17 protein-coding genes are annotated in these 16,563 nt (G+C 63.9%); 12 read left to right on the top strand and 5 right to left on the bottom strand.

Features of this window, described 5'->3' with window-relative positions; all coding sequences use genetic code 11:
• Positions 1 to 6: 6 nt before the first annotated feature.
• The 3 genes from CSW63_RS14580 to CSW63_RS14570 form a co-directional block, all read right to left on the bottom strand.
• On the bottom strand, positions 7 to 3,096 hold the full coding sequence (locus CSW63_RS14580; protein WP_062098556.1) for a TonB-dependent receptor: 3,090 nt from the start codon (positions 3,094 to 3,096) through the stop codon (positions 7 to 9).
• 120 nt (positions 3,097 to 3,216) lie between these two features.
• Positions 3,217 to 4,212, bottom strand: coding sequence for a FecR family protein (locus tag CSW63_RS14575; protein WP_062098553.1), 996 nt, complete (start codon positions 4,210 to 4,212; stop codon positions 3,217 to 3,219).
• A gap of 16 nt (positions 4,213 to 4,228) precedes the next feature.
• The gene (locus tag CSW63_RS14570; protein ID WP_082749668.1) at positions 4,229 to 4,759 is read right to left on the bottom strand and encodes an RNA polymerase sigma factor; all 531 of its coding nucleotides are present in this window, start codon (positions 4,757 to 4,759) and stop codon (positions 4,229 to 4,231) included.
• Between the two features lie 132 nt (positions 4,760 to 4,891).
• On the opposite strand from CSW63_RS14570, the gene CSW63_RS14565 reads away from it, so the two are divergent.
• The 12 genes from CSW63_RS14565 to CSW63_RS14510 all read left to right on the top strand — a co-directional run bounded on the left by CSW63_RS14565 (position 4,892) and on the right by CSW63_RS14510 (position 15,034).
• Positions 4,892 to 5,104, top strand: a complete 213-nt coding sequence (locus tag CSW63_RS14565) for a helix-turn-helix domain-containing protein (protein WP_082749667.1) — start codon at positions 4,892 to 4,894, stop codon at positions 5,102 to 5,104.
• Between the two features lie 92 nt (positions 5,105 to 5,196).
• Positions 5,197 to 5,412 carry a helix-turn-helix domain-containing protein gene (locus tag CSW63_RS14560; protein WP_062098551.1) on the top strand — a complete coding sequence of 72 codons (216 nt, stop codon included), beginning with the start codon at positions 5,197 to 5,199 and terminating at the stop codon, positions 5,410 to 5,412.
• Positions 5,413 to 5,575: 163 nt separating this feature from the next.
• Positions 5,576 to 6,319, top strand: a complete 744-nt coding sequence (locus tag CSW63_RS23815; RefSeq protein ID WP_231732188.1) for a DUF2285 domain-containing protein — start codon at positions 5,576 to 5,578, stop codon at positions 6,317 to 6,319.
• A gap of 109 nt (positions 6,320 to 6,428) precedes the next feature.
• On the top strand, positions 6,429 to 6,719 hold the full coding sequence (locus CSW63_RS14550) for an AlpA family transcriptional regulator (protein ID WP_066683293.1): 291 nt from the start codon (positions 6,429 to 6,431) through the stop codon (positions 6,717 to 6,719).
• Positions 6,719 to 7,177 (top strand): DUF2840 domain-containing protein, encoded by a 459-nt coding sequence (locus tag CSW63_RS14545; RefSeq protein WP_062098545.1) that lies wholly within the window; start codon positions 6,719 to 6,721, stop codon positions 7,175 to 7,177. The genes CSW63_RS14550 and CSW63_RS14545 overlap by 1 nt, the downstream gene beginning before the upstream one ends.
• Positions 7,174 to 7,692 (top strand): S26 family signal peptidase, encoded by a 519-nt coding sequence (locus CSW63_RS14540; protein ID WP_062098543.1) that lies wholly within the window; start codon positions 7,174 to 7,176, stop codon positions 7,690 to 7,692. Before CSW63_RS14545 ends, CSW63_RS14540 begins: the two co-directional genes overlap by 4 nt.
• Positions 7,689 to 8,525: a lytic transglycosylase domain-containing protein gene (locus tag CSW63_RS23810; protein WP_231732189.1), complete on the top strand. Its 837-nt coding sequence runs from the start codon at positions 7,689 to 7,691 to the stop codon at positions 8,523 to 8,525. The genes CSW63_RS14540 and CSW63_RS23810 overlap by 4 nt, the downstream gene beginning before the upstream one ends.
• A 225-nt stretch (positions 8,526 to 8,750) precedes the next feature.
• On the top strand, positions 8,751 to 10,463 hold the full coding sequence (locus CSW63_RS14530; RefSeq protein WP_062096445.1) for a DUF3363 domain-containing protein: 1,713 nt from the start codon (positions 8,751 to 8,753) through the stop codon (positions 10,461 to 10,463).
• Positions 10,464 to 10,478: 15 nt separating this feature from the next.
• Positions 10,479 to 12,431, top strand: coding sequence for a conjugal transfer protein TraG (locus tag CSW63_RS14525; RefSeq protein ID WP_062096447.1), 1,953 nt, complete (start codon positions 10,479 to 10,481; stop codon positions 12,429 to 12,431).
• Positions 12,432 to 12,445: 14 nt separating this feature from the next.
• Complete coding sequence (locus CSW63_RS14520; RefSeq protein WP_371415250.1) at positions 12,446 to 12,844, top strand: CopG family transcriptional regulator; 399 nt, start codon at positions 12,446 to 12,448, stop codon at positions 12,842 to 12,844.
• Positions 12,845 to 13,108: 264 nt separating this feature from the next.
• The gene (locus CSW63_RS14515) at positions 13,109 to 14,092 is read left to right on the top strand and encodes a thymidylate synthase (RefSeq protein WP_062096450.1); all 984 of its coding nucleotides are present in this window, start codon (positions 13,109 to 13,111) and stop codon (positions 14,090 to 14,092) included.
• 36 nt (positions 14,093 to 14,128) lie between these two features.
• Positions 14,129 to 15,034, top strand: a complete 906-nt coding sequence (locus CSW63_RS14510) for a hypothetical protein (protein WP_210408490.1) — start codon at positions 14,129 to 14,131, stop codon at positions 15,032 to 15,034.
• On the opposite strand, the gene CSW63_RS14505 is transcribed toward CSW63_RS14510, so the two are convergent.
• A complete protein-coding gene (locus CSW63_RS14505; RefSeq protein WP_099503347.1) occupies positions 15,031 to 16,128 on the bottom strand; it encodes an ImmA/IrrE family metallo-endopeptidase in 1,098 nt (365 codons plus the stop codon). The two genes, CSW63_RS14510 and CSW63_RS14505, sit on opposite strands and share 4 nt — an antisense overlap.
• Positions 16,125 to 16,454, bottom strand: a complete 330-nt coding sequence (locus CSW63_RS14500; protein ID WP_099503349.1) for a hypothetical protein — start codon at positions 16,452 to 16,454, stop codon at positions 16,125 to 16,127. The genes CSW63_RS14505 and CSW63_RS14500 overlap by 4 nt, the downstream gene beginning before the upstream one ends.
• Positions 16,455 to 16,563: the final 109 nt, after the last annotated feature.

The raw sequence follows: 16,563 nt of genomic DNA, 5'->3' as shown, positions 1-16,563 counted from the left end.
TTTGGCCTACCAGGCCTTGGTCAGCTGGAGCGCGACGAGGCGTCCGGTCGGATCGTAGTTGGCCGGGTCGTAGCCGACGCCGAGCCGCGAGTCATAGAACGGCGGATCCTTGTCGAAGGCATTCTGCGCCGTCAGCGCCAGGCTCAGATTGCGAAATGCCCCGTCCTTGGCCGGCGACGTCCACTGGACCTGCAGGTCGAAGGTGGTCTGGCTTGCGATCCGTTTGGCGTCTACGTCCCGAAGGTCGCCGATATGGTTCAACGAGGCAGTGGTCGTGAACGCGCCGTGCGTCCAGCTCGTGTAGAAACGCGCCCGAAGGTCGGCCGGGAAGGTCGCCATCCCGGCCAGCTCCACCGACTGCGCGGCGGCCGTGATCTTGCGGGCATAGGACATCAGCCAGGAGAGATTGCCGCCGATCACCACCGGGTCGCCCTTGACCGTCAGGCCGTAGGTCCCGGTCAGGTCCAGGCCCCGCACATGAAACGCGCCGGCATTGACGTAGCGCGCGTCGGCGATCGCCCGGTAGCTGGTTGCCGGATACAGGCCGGCCGCAGCCGAGGTCGCGTTCTTGAGCAGGTCCTGGATCAGCGCCAGATCGGCGGCGTTGGTTCCAGGGTTCACGAAGGTCCGAAACGGCGCCAGGTCCGGGGCGGTCAACACGGTCGAGATGTTGTCGTTGGCGGGCCGTGCGATCCGGTTGGTGAACCGGGTGTCGAACAGGGTGGCCGAGAGGCGCGTTCCGGGACGGTCCGCCGGCGCCCACTCGATCCCGGCTGTCCACGACTTGGCTTGCTCGGGCTTGAGGTCGCGGTTGCCGCCGTAGCGGATCAGGGTCAACGCCGTGCCCGATCCGAAGCTGACATTGGTCGGGGAGGCGGTCTCGGGATCCGATTGCTGGCTGAGCGACGGCGCCCGGAAGGATTCGCCATAGGTGGCCTTGAGGTTGATGTCGGCGGTTGGGCCCCAGACCACGCCAATCTTCGGCACCGTGCTGGAAAGGCCGCCGGTATAGGTCTCGCGACGCACTGCGGCTGAAAGCTCCAGACGCTCCAGCCCCGGACGGCGGAAGTCCGGGCCAAACAGCGGCGCGCGCAGTTCGGCGAACAGGGAGGACACCCGGCGCTCGGCGAAGCGCGAGAAAGCCGGGCGCGGCGTCGCCGCCACGCTTCCCGAAACGCCGATGGTCTTTAGGCCTTCCTCTCGCCACTGGGCGCCGAGGGCCAGGCGCACGGCCCCGGCCGGAAGCGTGAACAACGGGCCGTCGGCGGTGGCGCTGACCGTGTCGAGCCGCCCGACCGTGCGCCGCGTGTCATAGCCGGACATCACGAAATCCAGCACCGTCTGATTGTTGCGGCCCAGGCCGATGTAGGGATTGAAGTAGCCGTCACGGGCAGCGTTGTAGGCGGTCAGCGGGTTGTCGGGCGTCGCGCCCAGGGCCTCATTGAGGAAGGCCGAGTTCAGGCCGTGGGTCGAGAGACTGGTGGCGATCTCCTCGCCGTGGCCGGCGTAGAGATCCAGCCGCCAATCTGCGGGAAGACGGACCTTGCCCCCGATCGACAGCGCGCGGCTTTGCACCTCGCCAGTGTTTTTCAAGCCGCCGGTCTCGTTCTGGAACGAATAGCCCAGATAGTTGCTGGACGCGCCATTGGGCGAGACGAAGTAGGGGTTTCGAGCGTCGACGACCATCACGGTCAAGGGCGCCACCGAATAGGCCGTGTAGCGGCGATCGCTGTACCGGGCGTCCGCGTTGAGCGTGATCCTCGAGCCGACATCCTGGGTCACCGCCGCGTAGAACCCGCCGCGCTCTTGTTTGGGCAGGTTGTCGACCGCCGCGCGCCAGTTGATCAGGTTCTGAGCGCCGGCGATGAAGTCGGAGGGCTTCAGGCGCGTCCCGTCCTGGCCGGCCGGTACGGCCCACATCGGCACGAGCGAGAAGGTGACGGGATCGATGCCCAGGATCGTCGCTGGCATCGAATAGTATAGTCGGCGGTCGCTGCCGCCCAGGGGGCGCAGATCGGCATTGGCCGTGTAGTCACGGTCGGACGATTGCGATCGATCCCGGCTCTGGTATTCGGCTGTGAGCAGCAGCGAACCCGTGTTCCAGGATTTGCCGAAGGTCTGCGCCAGCTGCCGTTGGCCCATGTCGCCGTGGGTAGACCCGCCGATCCGCGCCCGCGTCTCGGTGCCGTCGTAGCGGTCGCGCAGCACGACATTGACCACGCCGCCGACAGCGTCCGACCCGTAGAGCGCCGAGGCGCCGTCGAGCAGCACTTCGACGCGCGCGACGGCGGCCAGAGGAATGGACGACAGGTCGGAGAAGTCTCCGAGCAGGCCAGCGCCGGCCAACCGGCGGCCGTTGACCAGGACCAGGGTGGCGTCCGCGCCGAGACCGCGCAGATTGACCGCCGTGGCCCGCGCCTGATTGGTGCCGGTGGTGTCGGCGCCTGTCATGATGGTGTCGTCGCTCGTCGTGCCGCCGAATGCCTGGGGCAGATCCGTCAGCGCGTCAGCGACCGTGGCGTAGCCGCCGCGATCGAGGTCCTCGCGGCCGAGCACCAAAACCGGTGAGGCTCCACTACGGGCGCCGCGAATGTGGCTTCCGACCACGATTTCCGAGACCGTGAAGGGTTCCCCGGACGTGGACGCAGGGGCCAGCGACGGCAGGGTCTGAGCCAGGGTGGTCGCGGTCAGCGGGTCCCCGGCCAGTGTCGAAGCCTCGCCGCTTGAACCGACCAACGCCCCCTTCGCATTGGCGACCGGGCGCATGACGCTCTGACCGTGGGGATAGAGCACCAGCACGCCGGGGCCGGCCTGGCGCACGTCGATCTTGGCGCCCGCCAGCAACTGGGAGAGCGCCTGCGAAGGCGTCATTCGGCCGCTGACCCCTGCCGTCTTGCGGCCCGCGACCAGATCGCTGGTGAACATGATCTTCAGCTTGGCCTGGCGACCGAGTGTCAGCAGCGCGACGTCGAGCGGACCTGCAGGTATTTCGACTTGAACGGCGGCCTCGGCCGTCATGCCGACGCTGGGCGCAGCGGCAATGCAGGCGATCGGTGAGACCCAGGCCAATAGGACGCGGCGATACGACAACGACATTCAAACACCCCCGGCTCGCTGGCCGGGCCGCGTCACCGTGACGGGCGCTCGATACCGGCGATATGGGGGAGACACCGGGGAGGGCGGTTTACCCTACCGCCCTGTGAAAAAAATGTGACGTCATGGCGACGGCGCGCCGCGCGGGCGCAATTCGATGGTCTTGCCGCCGCTGGCGGTATGGGTTTCCAGGTCCAGGATGTTGCTCGCCGCCATCGCGAAACCATCGACGTCCCCGGTCGGGAACGTGCCGTTGATTTCCAGATTGTGGGGCGCGCCCTCGGCCAGCACGACCTTGCGGGCGCTGTAGCGATTGACCTCCGCGACCGCAGCGTCGAGCGGGGCGTTGTGGAACACAATCTGTCCGGCGGTCCAGCTCGTGTCGGCCGCAACATCGGTTCGCGAGGGCTTTGCGGCTGCGGGCCCGACGACGATCTTCTGGCCTGGGCTGAGCGTCCACGCCTTGGTCTCGCGCCCCTGATCTCGCACCGCGACCTTGCCTTCAGCCAGCGTGACCTGGACGGCGTCCGATTGGCGATAGACGTCGAAGCGGGTGCCGATCGCTGTGATCGACGTGCTCCCCGCTGTGACCACAAAGGGGCGGGTTTTGTCGTGCGCGACGTCGAACATCGCCTGTCCCCGCACTAGCTTCACCAGCCGTCGATCCTTTGTCAGACGAACGGCGATGCGGCTGTTGGTGTTCAGAAGGACGGCCGAACCGTCGCTCAGCTGCACGGTCTTCCGCTCGCCGACAGCGGACTCATACCGCCGTCCCATGGCGTTGTTCAGGCTCACGGCGCCGACCACCAAGCCAGCGGCGAGCAGGAGGCCTGCGCCAACCCCAGCGGATTTGCTGACCATGCGTCGACCGGTTCTGCTCTTGGCGGCCCGCGCCAAGGCGTCGTCGGCGAGGTCCTCCAGCGCCGGATCGCCGCGCAGCGCGCGCAACCTTGAAGCCGCGGCCGACAAGCGATCATAGGCCTGACGATTGTCCGGAATCTTGCGCCACGCCTCAAAGGCCGTCACGTCCGAACTCTCGATCACCGTGGAGTTCAGGCGAGCGTACCAGTCGGCCGCCTCCTGTTCGGTGTCCGTTGAACGGTGCGTTTGATCGATCATGGGCGAGCCACAGATGTCAGGCGCAAAGCGCCGACGCGCAAAGTTTGAGCGCCTTACTCATGCGCTTTTCGACCGTCTTCACCGAGATGCCGAGCAAGGCCGCGATCTCCAGATAGGTCATTCCGCGAACGTGGTTCAGAACCAAAACATCGCGCAACTTCGGCGGCAGGGCCAGCATGATCTGTCGGAAAAGTACGGCTTCAAGTTGCGCGGCTTCAACCGGCGCGTTGGCGGCGGCTTTGTCGTCCTGCGTTTCGGTGGCTCGCCTGCGCGCGGCGCGGCCGCGGTTCTTCGCCAAGTTCGTGGCAATGTGGAGCAGGTAGGAGCGCGGGTCCTTCAGCGGCTCCGTGAGCGGAAGTCGTGACAACCGGACAAAGGTTTCCTGAAGGAGGTCGTCGGCGGCGTCCGCGCCGTAGCGGCGACGAAGAAAGCCGGAAAGCCAGGGGGCGTGGTCCTTGTACAGGTCTTCAACAGTCGGTGGAACAACCGCTTCGCGCTTCCCAGAGTCAGCCTCCCGAAGGGGATAGTTCTTTAGTGTGGCTTCCATCTTGACTGCCTCGCCCCGGGGGCGTTTCGGGACGCCCCATCGCGTGCGCGCTCCACTGAATTCAACGGCCCCTTTTAGCGACTTTACTCATAGTCTATTCACAGTCCAGCCTAAATACGGCGGCTTGCGCGGATGCACCTTCGCGCGGTCATCGCCGATAATGTTCGAGCATTTCGTGTGGCGAAATCGCTCAAGCAGGAGGAGCTTGCCGATCGTGCAGACCTACATCCGACCTATTTGTCGGGAATTGAAAACGGTCGGAAGAACATAACTGTAGATTTGCTTGAACGGCTGGCCGTCGCACTCGGAGTTTATGAGGAAGACTTGGTTCGACGGCGCCGATAGCGAAGGGATTTGCGGCGGCTATAGCTGTGGATAAGGGGTGACTTTACTCATAGTCTATTCAACTGGCGGTCGGGTCCGTGCGCCCGTGCCTTATGAATTTGCGGTATGTCGTTGGAGAGAATATTCGCGCGCTGCGTGACGATCGCGACATGGCGCAGGATGAACTCGCACATCTGGCGGAGATCCACACGACATACCTGTCGGGCGTGGAGACCGGGAAGCGAAACATTACATTGAATGTTTTGGAGCGCATCGCAAAAGCTCTCGGCGTTGCGGAAGAGGACCTCGTTCGGCGACCTGAACGTTAAGAGCGATTGGAATAAGAAGTTGGGGTTTCGCCCCCACTCTATTGTGTCCCGCGCCGTATGAAATCAATGCTCGGCCCCCAGATGGCTGCGGCGGTGAAGCAATTAGAGCGCAGATAGGCTGCTGGCCCTCGCAATCTTCGCTTCGGCCATTTGCGATCGGCAGATGGCTGGCCCGCACGCCCGATCGGGAAGGGATCGGCCGCCGAGCGATGGCGCCGGCGGCGGTTGGCATGCATTTGCGAACCTGACAGTCCCAGGGTTTGCTTGGGAGTTCCTTCGCCGAAATCCCGAGTACCGCTCGGAATTCGGCTCGCGCGGCGCGCGGATCGATCAGCGGTGGGGCCTTCGATTTCCCGTAGACCCGCAACTTTCAGCCGAGAACGCAGATGTGTTTTGGCGTGCAGAGATAGCGCCGGGCATCGTGCTACCCATCATTGGCGATGGTCATCAGGCCGCCAAGCGGTTGCAAGAAAAGCAGATCGCTGGTGGTCCGCGCCAAGCGGATGACGGAGTCCACTTGCGGCTGGTGGCGGGGCTGCAACTGCTCGTTCAAAGGGCGACACCCCCTCCCGGGCCGGTGCTTGTCGTGCTGTCGTTGGATCAAGATTTCGGGGTTCGGGTCCGTGCAGTCGAGGCCCTCGATAGAGTTGTCCGAGGGCGCGCTGCTCCTAAATCGCGGCTGACAATGGCTCAACGCGCACGCCTGGCTCGTAGCCTTGTGGCTTTGGATGGCGCCGAACGGCACGAGAGCTATCGAGACATCGCGCGGTCAGTTTTTGGCCACGACCGTGTCGATCGCGAGACGTGGCGGACTGCATCCATTCGCGACGCGACGATCCGGTTGGTGCGATCAGGAAGAAACCTGATGCGCGGAGGGTACCTGAAGCTGCTGCGGGACGGCCTCTAGGGGGTGGCGTTTTCGGCGGCCCTTGTCTTCGCCATCCACCCCGAGCGTTCCGTCGCTCCAGCCTATCCAGACGACGCCGGGCTTATCCAGGCGTCGCCGAGGATACGTCATGAGCAACAACCCCTCCGATCCGCAGAGGCATCTGAAAACGGCTGAGGCTGCGCGCTTTTTGGGACTTTCCGACCGCACGCTGGAAAAGCACCGGTCATACGGAACTGGACCGATCTATCGGAAGATCGGGGGCCGCGTCGTCTACACGCTGGAGGACCTGCAGGCCTGGTCGGAGCGCGCCGCGCGCCGCTCGACCACGGACCCCGACGCGCAGTTTGTGTCGCCCGCCAAACGCACGCCGGCGTCCGGAACGGGTTCGCGGCCTCAGCATGCCGATGGCCGCAAGTGATGAATACCCAGGTCGATCTTCTGTGGCTCGATGGGCAGATCGAGCGCTGGATTCGCTTCGGGAAGGTCGCCGCCGAGCGGATCGTCGACCGACGCAATCGCATCGTCGAGTTCGCAGCCGGCTCGGTCTTCGCGTTCGTGCGGTGGCGGGCGGGCGAGTACGGAACCGTCGAGTCGCACATCGCCATCTTGCGGGCCGTCACGTCCGGCGAGGCGTTCACGACCTATCCCTGCGTCGCGCCGGGCGCTGAAATCCTGCTCAGCCTCAGCGGCTGGGCCAGGGTCCAATCGGTTCTGGAGGCTGTCGATGGGGTCGAGAAGATCGGCGTGGCGCCGGCCCTGGCCGCGCCGGATTACTGGCGTCACGTCGGCGCTCGGATCGGCGTTGGGCTCACGCCCAGGCCGTACGATCGCGCCCGCCACCGCGCCTGGCTTATGCGCCGGAGACTTGGGCGATGAGCGGCGGCGCGTCTCGGTACTTGCTCGCCGGCGGGGTTAGCTGCCTGCTCTTGGCCTTTGGCGGCCTGGTGCAGCCGACCAAACGCTTGGTCCTCAATACGACGGCCAGCGCGCCCTTGGGCTTCTACTGGCTTGCCGGCCAAGAGCCAGATGTCGGTGATCTGGCGCTTGTTCGCCCGCCGCCGCCTTTGGCGCGCTGGATGGCGATGCGCGGCTACTTGCCGATGAACGTGCCGCTGATCAAGCGCGTGGCCGCCGTCACGGGTCAGCTCGTTTGCGGTGACCACGGTCGCGTTCTGATAGACGGCCAGGCGGTCGCCAAGGTCCTACTGCATGACCGCCTGCACCGACCGCTGAAGGGTATCAGCGGCTGTCGGCGAGTGGGGGAGGGGGAGGTCTTTCTCCTCAACAGCGACGCGCCTCATAGCCTCGACGGTCGATATTTCGGTCCGCTGCCGCGCCAAGCCGTGGTGGGACGGCTTCATCCGATCTGGACATGGGGGGCGCTGAGGTGACGCTGCCCAACCTCGTTTCCTTGTTCGGCCATCTTGCGTCGCCTTTCCTCGTCCCGGCCAAGACCGCGTCGGCGGTCGCGCGCAGGCGCGGTCAAGGGCGGCCGGATGGCCGGCGCGCCTTGCGCGCTTCCCTTGACGGCGACGAGCACGGCCGCACGCTTCTTGTGGTCGGGTCGAGAGCAAAGATTTCGCGTGCTCTGCGCGCGTCCGCCGTCGCCGGCGTGCTGGCGATCTCTCTGGCTTTTGGTCGGGCGGAGGCAGTTCCGGCGCTGTCACTTGGCGGGGAGCAGCCCGAGATTGGCCTCCACATGGCCGAAGCCTCGCGCCGATCAGGCCTTCCGGAGAGCTGGATCCGAGCCGTCGCCTGGGTCGAGAGTGGGGGCGCGGCGGAGGCGATCTCGCCCAAGGGGGCGATGGGCATGATGCAGATCATGCCTGCAACCTGGCGCGAGCTGCGGATAGACCTCGCGCTTGGAAGCGACCCGTTCGACGAGCGCGACAACCTCGTGGCCGGCGCTGTCTACCTACGCCGCATGTTCGATCGCTTCGGCGAGGATGGCTTCCTGGCCGCCTACAATGCTGGCCCAGCGCGCTACCAAGCGTTCCTCGACGGCAGAAAAAGTCTGCCGCCGGAGACCATCGCCTACATCGCGCGCGTGCGGGCTAGGGTGGGCAGGATGGCGTCGGTGCAATGGCCCGACCGCGCGCCAAGCGTCGTTGGATGGCGTGCTTCAGGTTTGTTCATAGGCGGCGCTGTGGCAACTTCGAAGGTTCAGGACGGGCCGCTCGAAGAGCTTCTGTTTCCTCCGATCACATCGCAGGCAGGCCGATGAAGCCGGGCCTGCTGATGACGGGGAAAGTCGCCGGAAGAGGGCGGGTTTGGTCTGATTGGCTGCTCGGGAAAGATGGCGAGATAAAAGGACCGGGACCTTTCGGGGCCATGTCCTTGGTTCTGTTGGTGATTTTCCGGGACCTGCATTCGCGGTCTGGTCCCGGAATTCAGAGGTTTCGTAAGCTTTTCATAGCGTTATCCGGGACCTCCGGCCGGAACGGCCGCGATGTCTGACGACCACGACTTCTTCCTGCGTCTTGGGCGCATCGGCGACCGAGGGGCCAGCAATGGCGCGCGGGGCCGCGGCTTCGTGCGGGAGGTTCTGGCCGGCGCTCGCAAGAGCGGGCTCGGCGCGGTCGATCTGAATGGGCGTGGGCGGATCCGGCGGTCAGGCCGCGGGCGGGACGCTGGGGTGCGTTCGCGCTCGATCGGGCGCCGCGTGGTCATCAAGGCCCGGGTCGTCCGGCATTCCGGCTCCCGATATCGGGCCGCGCCCCTGGCCGACCACATGCGCTACTTGCGACGGGAAGGCGTCACGCGGGACGGCGCGCCAGCGGAGATGTTCGATCGCGACGGTGCGGCCGACCACGAGGCTTTCGCCCGCCGCTGTGAGGACGATCGCCATCACTTCCGGTTCATCGTTTCGCCCGAGGACGCCGCCTCTCTCGAAGATCTGCGGACGACGACACGGGAGCTGATGGCTCAGGCCGAGAAGGACCTGGGGACCAGTCTCGATTGGGTGGCCGTTGATCATTGGAACACCGAACACCCGCACGTCCACCTGCTGATCCGGGGTGTCGATGAGACAGGCCAGGACCTGATCATCGACAGAGACTACATCGCCCAAGGCATGCGCCAGCGCGCCGAGGCTCTGGTCTCGATGGAACTTGGCCCTCGGACAGTTGCGGAGCTGGAGGCCAGCCTGGACCGCGAAGTCGAGGCCGAGCGCTGGACGAGTCTGGATCGGAGGCTCCGCGACCTTGGGGGCACCGACGGTCTGATCGACTTGCGCCCCGCTGGACCGGATGATCATCACGTTCCTGCGCGGTTGCTCGGGCGGGCGAGCTTCCTCCAGAAGCTGGGTCTGGCCGACGGCGCCGACGGGCAGTGGCACCTCGCCGAAGACATTGAGGCTAGACTGCGAGCGCTGGGCGAGCGTGGCGACATCATCAAGACGTTGCACCGTGCTTGGCGTGGCGAGCGCGACCCGGCCGACTTGCGGATCCATGGCGAGACTCTAGACGCGCCCCTGATCGGACGGTTGGCGGACCGTGGCCTCCACGACGAGCTGAACGGTCAAGCCTATGTGGTCGTCGACGGCGTGGATGGCCGCCTTCACCACGTGCGGGTGCGTGATCTCGGCGCCGCTGGCGACACCCCCGTGGGCGGCCTCGTCGAGGTCCGATCATGGACGGCTGAAGATGGTCGTCGTGGCGTAGAGCTGGTGCATCGCGCCGACCTCTCCCTTGAGCGTCAGGTCACCGCATCGGGTGCGACTTGGCTCGATCGCCAGCTCGTCATCAAGGATCCGGCCACGCTCGCCAATCATGGCTTCGGCCAGGAAGTTCGCGAGGCCCTGGAAGCGCGCCGCGCCCACCTGCAGCGCCTGGGTCTCGCGGATCAAGCCGGCCGACTCCGGCCGGGCTTGCTGGCCACCTTGAAGGCTGAGGAGCTGGCGCGGGTCGCCGAGAATATCGCTGCAAGCGGCCAGGCCGGAGCGGGCGCATCGCGGCCCGGCGACCTGGTGCAGGGCGTCTACCAACGAAGGGTGGATCTGGCCTCCGGCCGGTTCGCGATGATCGACGACGGCCTCGGGTTCCAGTTGGTGCCCTGGACCAAGGCCTTGGACGACCGCCTTGGGCAGGAGGTGAAAGGGACGATGACCCCGGGAGGAGGGGTCGATTGGGCGCTCGGACGCAAGCGGGGGAGAGGGCTTTGAACGCGAGTCCCCTCCATGAGTGGAACGAAGATCCTCTGGGGCCAGATCCTGGTCGTCGGCCTCTTGGCCTTGGCTGGCATCTGGCTAGCAACTGAATGGACTGCTTGGCGGCTGGGCTTCCAGCCGCATTTGGGACCACCCTGGTTTCATCTCGGGCCATGGCCCGTCTATCCGCCGCCAGCCTTCTTCGTCTGGTGGTTCATCTACGAAGCCTATGCGCCGGATGTGTTCGCGGCCGGCGCATTTATGGCGGCCGGCGGCGCGCTGGTCGCGGTCTTCGTGGCCATCGGCATGTCGATCTGGCGCGCCCGCGAAGCCAAGAAGGTGACCACCTTCGGCTCGGCGCGGTGGGCGAGCGAAGGCGAAGCCAAGGCCGCCGGTTTGCTCGGTCAGGACGGTGTCATTCTTGGTCGTCTGGGGCAGCACTACCTCCGCCACGACGGCCCTGAACACGTTCTCTGTTTTGCGCCGACCCGCTCGGGCAAGGGCGTGGGCCTGGTCGTTCCGACGCTGCTGACCTGGGCCGGCTCGGCTGTCGTCCACGACATCAAGGGCGAGAACTGGCATCTGACCGCGGCCTGTCGCGCTGGCATCGGGCCGGTCCTGCTGTTCGACCCGACCAACCCCTTGTCCAGCGCCTACAATCCGCTGCTGGAGGTGCGTCGCGGGCCGCGCGAAGTCCGCGATGTTCAGAACATCGCCGACATCCTGGTCGATCCAGATGGCGCGCTAGAGCGCCGGTCACACTGGGACAAGACCAGCCACAGCCTGCTGGTCGGGGCGATCCTACACGTCCTGTACGCCGAACCCGACAAGACGTTGGCGGGTGTCGCCAACTTCCTGGCCGACCCTCGACGCACGATCGAGGCCACCCTGCGGGCGATGATGGCGACCCCGCATCTGGGCGATCGCGTCCATCCCGTCGTGGCCAGCGCCGCCCGAGAGCTGCTGAACAAAAGCGAGAACGAGCGGTCGGGCGTTCTGTCCACTGCGATGAGCTTCCTCGGGCTCTACCGCGATCCGATCGCGTCGGCCGTGACGTCGCGATGCGATTGGCGGATCGACGACCTCGTGACGCCGGGCCGGCCGGTGACCCTCTACCTCGTCGTGCCGCCGTCCGACATCAGCCGTACCCGGCCGCTGATCCGCCTGATCCTAAACCAGATCGGCCGGCGCCTGACCGAGGGCTTAGAGACGGCGCGCCATAGACCGCAGCTCCTCCTGATGTTGGACGAGTTTCCGGCGCTCGGTCGGCTCGACTTCTTCGAGCAGGCCATGGCGTTCATGGCCGGGTACCGGATCAAGGCTTTCCTTATAGCGCAGAGCTTGAACCAGATCGCCAAGGCCTACGGCGAGAACAATTCCATCCTCGATAACTGCCACGTCCGGGTCGCGTTCTCTACGAACGACGAGCGGACCGCGCGCCGGATTAGCGACAGCCTCGGCACCGCCACAGAAATGAGGGCGATGAAGAACTACGCCGGGCACAGGCTTTCGCCCTGGCTTGGTCACTTGATGGTCAGTCGGCAGGAGACGGCCAGGCCGCTACTGACGCCCGGTGAGGTCATGCAGCTCCCGTCCGACGAGGCGCTGGTGCAGGTGTCGGGCGTACCGCCCATTCGGGCGAAGAAGGCGCGCTTCTATGTCGACCAGGAGCTTGGGTCTCGCGTCGGGCCGCCGCCCGAGAAGCCCGCGATCTTGCTTCCCGCCGAGGTCTCCGAATGGGTGTCGGTCCATGTCTCCGCCGGTCAGGAGGGCGCCAGATCAGGCGAGGAGGAAGAGGGCGGCCTACGGCTGGAGCCGGAGCTCGATGCCCCGATTGAGGCGACGCCTGCACCGGAGGAGGTCGAGCTTGGCTTGGACCCTGAACTCGACACCGACGAAACGGTTCAGGCCGAACAGGCTCGGCGGTTCAGGGCCGCTGCGCGGCTGGCGGCCTTGGATCCCGACGACGGTATCCCGTTGTGAAGGTCCAGACGAAGGTGTTCTTGGCCAGGGATCTGTCCCTGGCTTTGGACGCGGCGTCGCGCCGTATGCGGCGGTCGAAGTCCGAGATCGTTCAGGCCGCTGTCGCCGCCTACTTATCGCCTGATGGGGACGAGGCGTCGGAGGCGGCGGTCACGCGTCGGCTCGATCGGATTAGCCGTTCGGTCGAGCGGCTGGAGCGAGACGTGACGATCTCAAACGAGGCGATCGCGCTTTTCGTGAAGGCTTGGCTGACCGCGACACCTAGCCTTACAGCCGGAGACCAGAAAGCTCAGAACGCCAAGGGACAGGAACGCTATGTCGGCTTCCTCGACGCCTTGTCTCGGCGGCTGTCGTCAGGTCGTCTATTGCGCGGTGAAATTCATGATGAGCAACCAGGGAGCGGTAGTGCGTGACTCATCGCTTCCGCTCGGAAGGTCTGCTTTCCGGCCGCAGCGAGGTGGACTGCGCGACAGTCAGCGACAGCGGGGAAGCTGACTCATCGCTGACCTTGCGAAGTTGCGGTGCCCGGAGTCGCAGCGGCCGCAGACTGACGGTGGGCTTGTTCGTATTCCTTCGCTTCACCCGTGGCTTTGCTCGGCATCGCGACTCAAGTGAGAGTTGCGTTGAGCAATCGCTTCATGTCTCGGGGGAGGCGCTGCCTCGTGCGGCGATGAAGTATGGAGATTACTAACGATAGTCTCGATGCCGTTCTCCACGAGCTGTATCGAGCGCTGGATGAGTACGGCGAAATCAACGAAGGCTCCCGTGGTGAGACCAAGGAGCTATTGGGTGTCTCGCTCCGGATTATGAAGCCGCGAGCTCGCATCAGTCGTTCTGAAAATCGCGGAAAGCCGTTTAGCGCTCTAGGAGAGTTGCTTTGGTATCTCTCCGGGTCCGACAAGTTAGAGTTTATTGATCGGTACGTGGTCCAGTACAAAAAAGATGCTGTCGACGGCGTTTTGGAGGGGGCTTATGGGCCGCGCCTCTTGGCAATGCGCGGAAAGATCGACCAGTTCGCGAGTATTGAGCGCCTTCTGAGTAAAAAGCCCGGTTCTCGCCGTGCGGTGATCCAGCTCTTCAATGCTGAGGACATTGCGACCGATCACAAGGAAATTCCTTGCACCACTACGCTGCAGTTTCATCTCCGCGGGGAGCTACTGCATATGTCGGTGACCTTGCGCTCAAACGATGCCTATTGGGGACTTCCCCACGACGTTTTCTGCTTCACGATGATCCAGGAAATGATGGCCAGGCGGCTCGGCGTCGAGATCGGGGAATATTATCAATATGTAGGAAGCATGCATGTATACAAAGATTACTACGATGATATGAGGGAATACATTAGAGAGGGTGTGCAGCAGACATTCGAGATGCCGCCGATGCCTGAAGGAGATCCGTTCTCTATCGTCGAAAAGCTCTTAGAGGTGGAAGGGAAGCTTCGGGGCGGTGAAGATGTCGATGCTGCTGAGGCGTTCGATCAGCCGTATTGGGCCGATATCATCCGCCTTCTCCAGGTGTTCTGGGCACGTGAGTGGGCTGGTGAAGATTACGGTGGGCAACTGAAGGGGCTGCGCGAAGCGCTTTCTTCTCCCGCTTACCGCTCCTACATTGACGGGCGGATGTTCATGAAGCCACGCGACCCAGCTAAGGTCGCCAATTAGAGAGATACATTGGGGGGGCTTCAAGTGAAATGGCCTTTGCGCGACGCTGAGCGGAAACGCATCATCGGCGAGTTGACTGCTTCTCGGACCGCTCTGGGTCTAAGAGGAATTCCTGACGCCGCGACCGTTGAAACTCTGGCTTGGCAATTCATCGCTAGCTTGCGTCGCGAGGACTACTACCGATTGGTCCAAGTTAAGCAGATCCAGGCCAATCGTGCCGATCCCAATTCTGTGGCATTCGATGCCGAGCGCGCGGTGGCGTTCCATCTTCAGCGAGGTGATATTGACGAGGCCGGATGGCTTTTGTTCCTGATGACGCATTTCGCGAGGCGTCCAGACACTGGATGGCGACGGCTTCAGGACGTTTACGGCAAGCTAGGCGCGGGCGTTTGGGACTGGGCGAGCGTTCATGGCAATCCTCAGCCTTTCTTCGGGTGGCTAGTCGCCAACTGGCAACGTGTCGGCGGGGCGTTCGGAAACCATCGCAAGTACGAAAGCCTCAACCCGAATGCCAAGCGCCCAATGTCTCGGGCGGTGGAAGATTACCTGGCGTGGATAGGCCCGGCCGGTCATCAGGCCTTCTTCGCAAATGCTGTCCGGATCGCGGGCAACGATCCGCACGTCATCTTCGACAACCTGTATCAATCACTGAAGGTGAACTCGTTTGGGCGCCTGGCTAAGTTTGACTACTTGTCGCTGATCGGCCGCTACGGCCTCGCCCCGATTTCCGCAGGGACGGCCTACCTAGATGGTGCGACGGGCCCCGGTCGGGGTGTGAGGCTTCTTGTCGACGGCGATGCGACCAGCCACACGGACAATCATAGGCTCCAAGGCGTACTCGACGAGCTCGACAAGCGGTTGAACGTTGGAATGGAAGTTATGGAAGACGCGCTCTGCAACTGGCAGAAAAGCCCACGTCGCTTCGTCCACTATAAGGGTTAGTCGAGGATCGGGTCGAGATCTTCCCACTTCCAATGACGCTTGAGGAAATTCATCTGATCGCGCCTGATCATCTGACGGTGCTGCATTTGACCAACGGTTAGTCCAGGAGCAACGCCGACCGAGACGCTGAAGCGTAGTACGGCGTCTCGCGAGGCATCCAACTGGTCAAACTCCTCTGCCCGGCCCTCCGGCACAATAAGGCGTGAGGCGAATTCGTTGGCCTCGCGCTCGCTCTCATCGACTTCTTCCATATCGGCGTCGACGAACGTCTTGGCATTGTGGAGGATGAGGTGACCCAGCTCATGAAACACTGTGAACCAGAATTTGTCGTCAGACAGTCCTCTAAAACTCAAGAGGATCATGGCCTTGTCGGGCGCCACCATACGGCTAGCACCCGACGCTGGGCAGCCCGCAGGAGCCTTCTGCGCTACAACGGCGACGCCTGCTTCAGCGCAAAGCTGCTTGAGCTTGGGGAGAAACCGTTCTGGCTGCCTGATATTCGAGAGTTTTCTAATCGTCTCCAGGCGATCTAGGAGATTTCCCAGGTTCCAGGATCGCGTTGAGATGAGGTCCGCGCCTAACTCGCCCGAGCGGAGCCACATCAGCACTGCGCGATTGTTTGCGGTGAAGGCTTGAGACTTGCGGAAGAGGGTGTTGGAGCAAATCCGCCCATAGCGCGCGTCCCACGCGTCTAGCGTGCCCACGTTGAAGAAGGCGAGGCGACGACGAACTTCTGCTCGCCGCTTCTCGGTGCTGAGGCGGCCACGTGGCTTTTCCCCAGGAACCGGAATCAGCAGCCAGTCCTCGCTTTCGGTAGCGACAGCGCGATCAACTGCGCGCTCAAGCGCGGCTTCGTAGTTAGTCTGGCGCTTGATCCAAAATGAACTCGTTCCACCCAAATTATCGGCGAGGGCGGCTGCATGGTGTTCGGTGATGGCGTTGGTCCCGTCGAGCAAGCCGCGCAGCGTCGCCAATCCGCCATCTAGGACGCCGGCGACTTCTTGGGCTGTACGGCCGCGACGGATCATGAGCGAACGCAGCGCGTCGCCGGGCTTCGAGAACCAGTCGGGCGTGAACTCCTGTACGTCCGTCACGGCAGCCTCGAAATTTCGACCAACTTCAACCTAGTCACGCTATCCCAGACAATTCGATCGTTCGCGTCTCGCAGAAAACGCCTACCGACGACGACGAGGGCCGCGCGATACTCCGAACCAATCGCGACGAAAAGTGAGTCGTCAAAATTAATTCCGACCTGCCCGTCTAGAAATTCGATCAGCTCGCCTGCGTTCTCGAACGCAGCGGCGTCCGATAGGAAGGTGACAAGCGCTTCGGCGCTGATGCTGCCAAAGAGCTGCTCCGCACGCTGGAGATTCACGCAATCGTCGTGAAGCTGCTGACTATCGAACGAGATCGTGATCAACGGCGAGCGCCCTCTAAGCGCCTAGCAAGGGCGCGACGCTCGGCTTCGAGGGCAGTCCGACCGTGCATCAAGGCAATCATTGCGGCAGCGGCGATCCATGGGGCTTGGA

The sequence above is a fragment of the Caulobacter sp. FWC26 genome, assembly GCF_002742645.2.
Taxonomy (GTDB): Bacteria; Pseudomonadota; Alphaproteobacteria; order Caulobacterales; family Caulobacteraceae; genus Caulobacter.
The sequence above is the reverse complement of the archived record's forward strand: the minus strand, read 5'-3'. Positions and strand labels throughout refer to the sequence as shown.

Coding starts and splice junctions, on each gene's coding strand:
- CSW63_RS14580 (WP_062098556.1), bottom strand. CDS start 3,096: ATGTCGTTGTCGTATCGCCGCGTCCTATTGGCCTGGGTCTCACCGATC.
- CSW63_RS14575 (WP_062098553.1), bottom strand. CDS start 4,212: ATGATCGATCAAACGCACCGTTCAACGGACACCGAACAGGAGGCGGCC.
- CSW63_RS14570 (WP_082749668.1), bottom strand. CDS start 4,759: ATGGAAGCCACACTAAAGAACTATCCCCTTCGGGAGGCTGACTCTGGG.
- CSW63_RS14565 (WP_082749667.1), top strand. CDS start 4,892: ATGCACCTTCGCGCGGTCATCGCCGATAATGTTCGAGCATTTCGTGTG.
- CSW63_RS14560 (WP_062098551.1), top strand. CDS start 5,197: ATGAATTTGCGGTATGTCGTTGGAGAGAATATTCGCGCGCTGCGTGAC.
- CSW63_RS23815 (WP_231732188.1), top strand. CDS start 5,576: ATGGCTGGCCCGCACGCCCGATCGGGAAGGGATCGGCCGCCGAGCGAT.
- CSW63_RS14550 (WP_066683293.1), top strand. CDS start 6,429: ATGAGCAACAACCCCTCCGATCCGCAGAGGCATCTGAAAACGGCTGAG.
- CSW63_RS14545 (WP_062098545.1), top strand. CDS start 6,719: ATGAATACCCAGGTCGATCTTCTGTGGCTCGATGGGCAGATCGAGCGC.
- CSW63_RS14540 (WP_062098543.1), top strand. CDS start 7,174: ATGAGCGGCGGCGCGTCTCGGTACTTGCTCGCCGGCGGGGTTAGCTGC.
- CSW63_RS14530 (WP_062096445.1), top strand. CDS start 8,751: ATGTCTGACGACCACGACTTCTTCCTGCGTCTTGGGCGCATCGGCGAC.
- CSW63_RS14525 (WP_062096447.1), top strand. CDS start 10,479: ATGAGTGGAACGAAGATCCTCTGGGGCCAGATCCTGGTCGTCGGCCTC.
- CSW63_RS14515 (WP_062096450.1), top strand. CDS start 13,109: ATGGAGATTACTAACGATAGTCTCGATGCCGTTCTCCACGAGCTGTAT.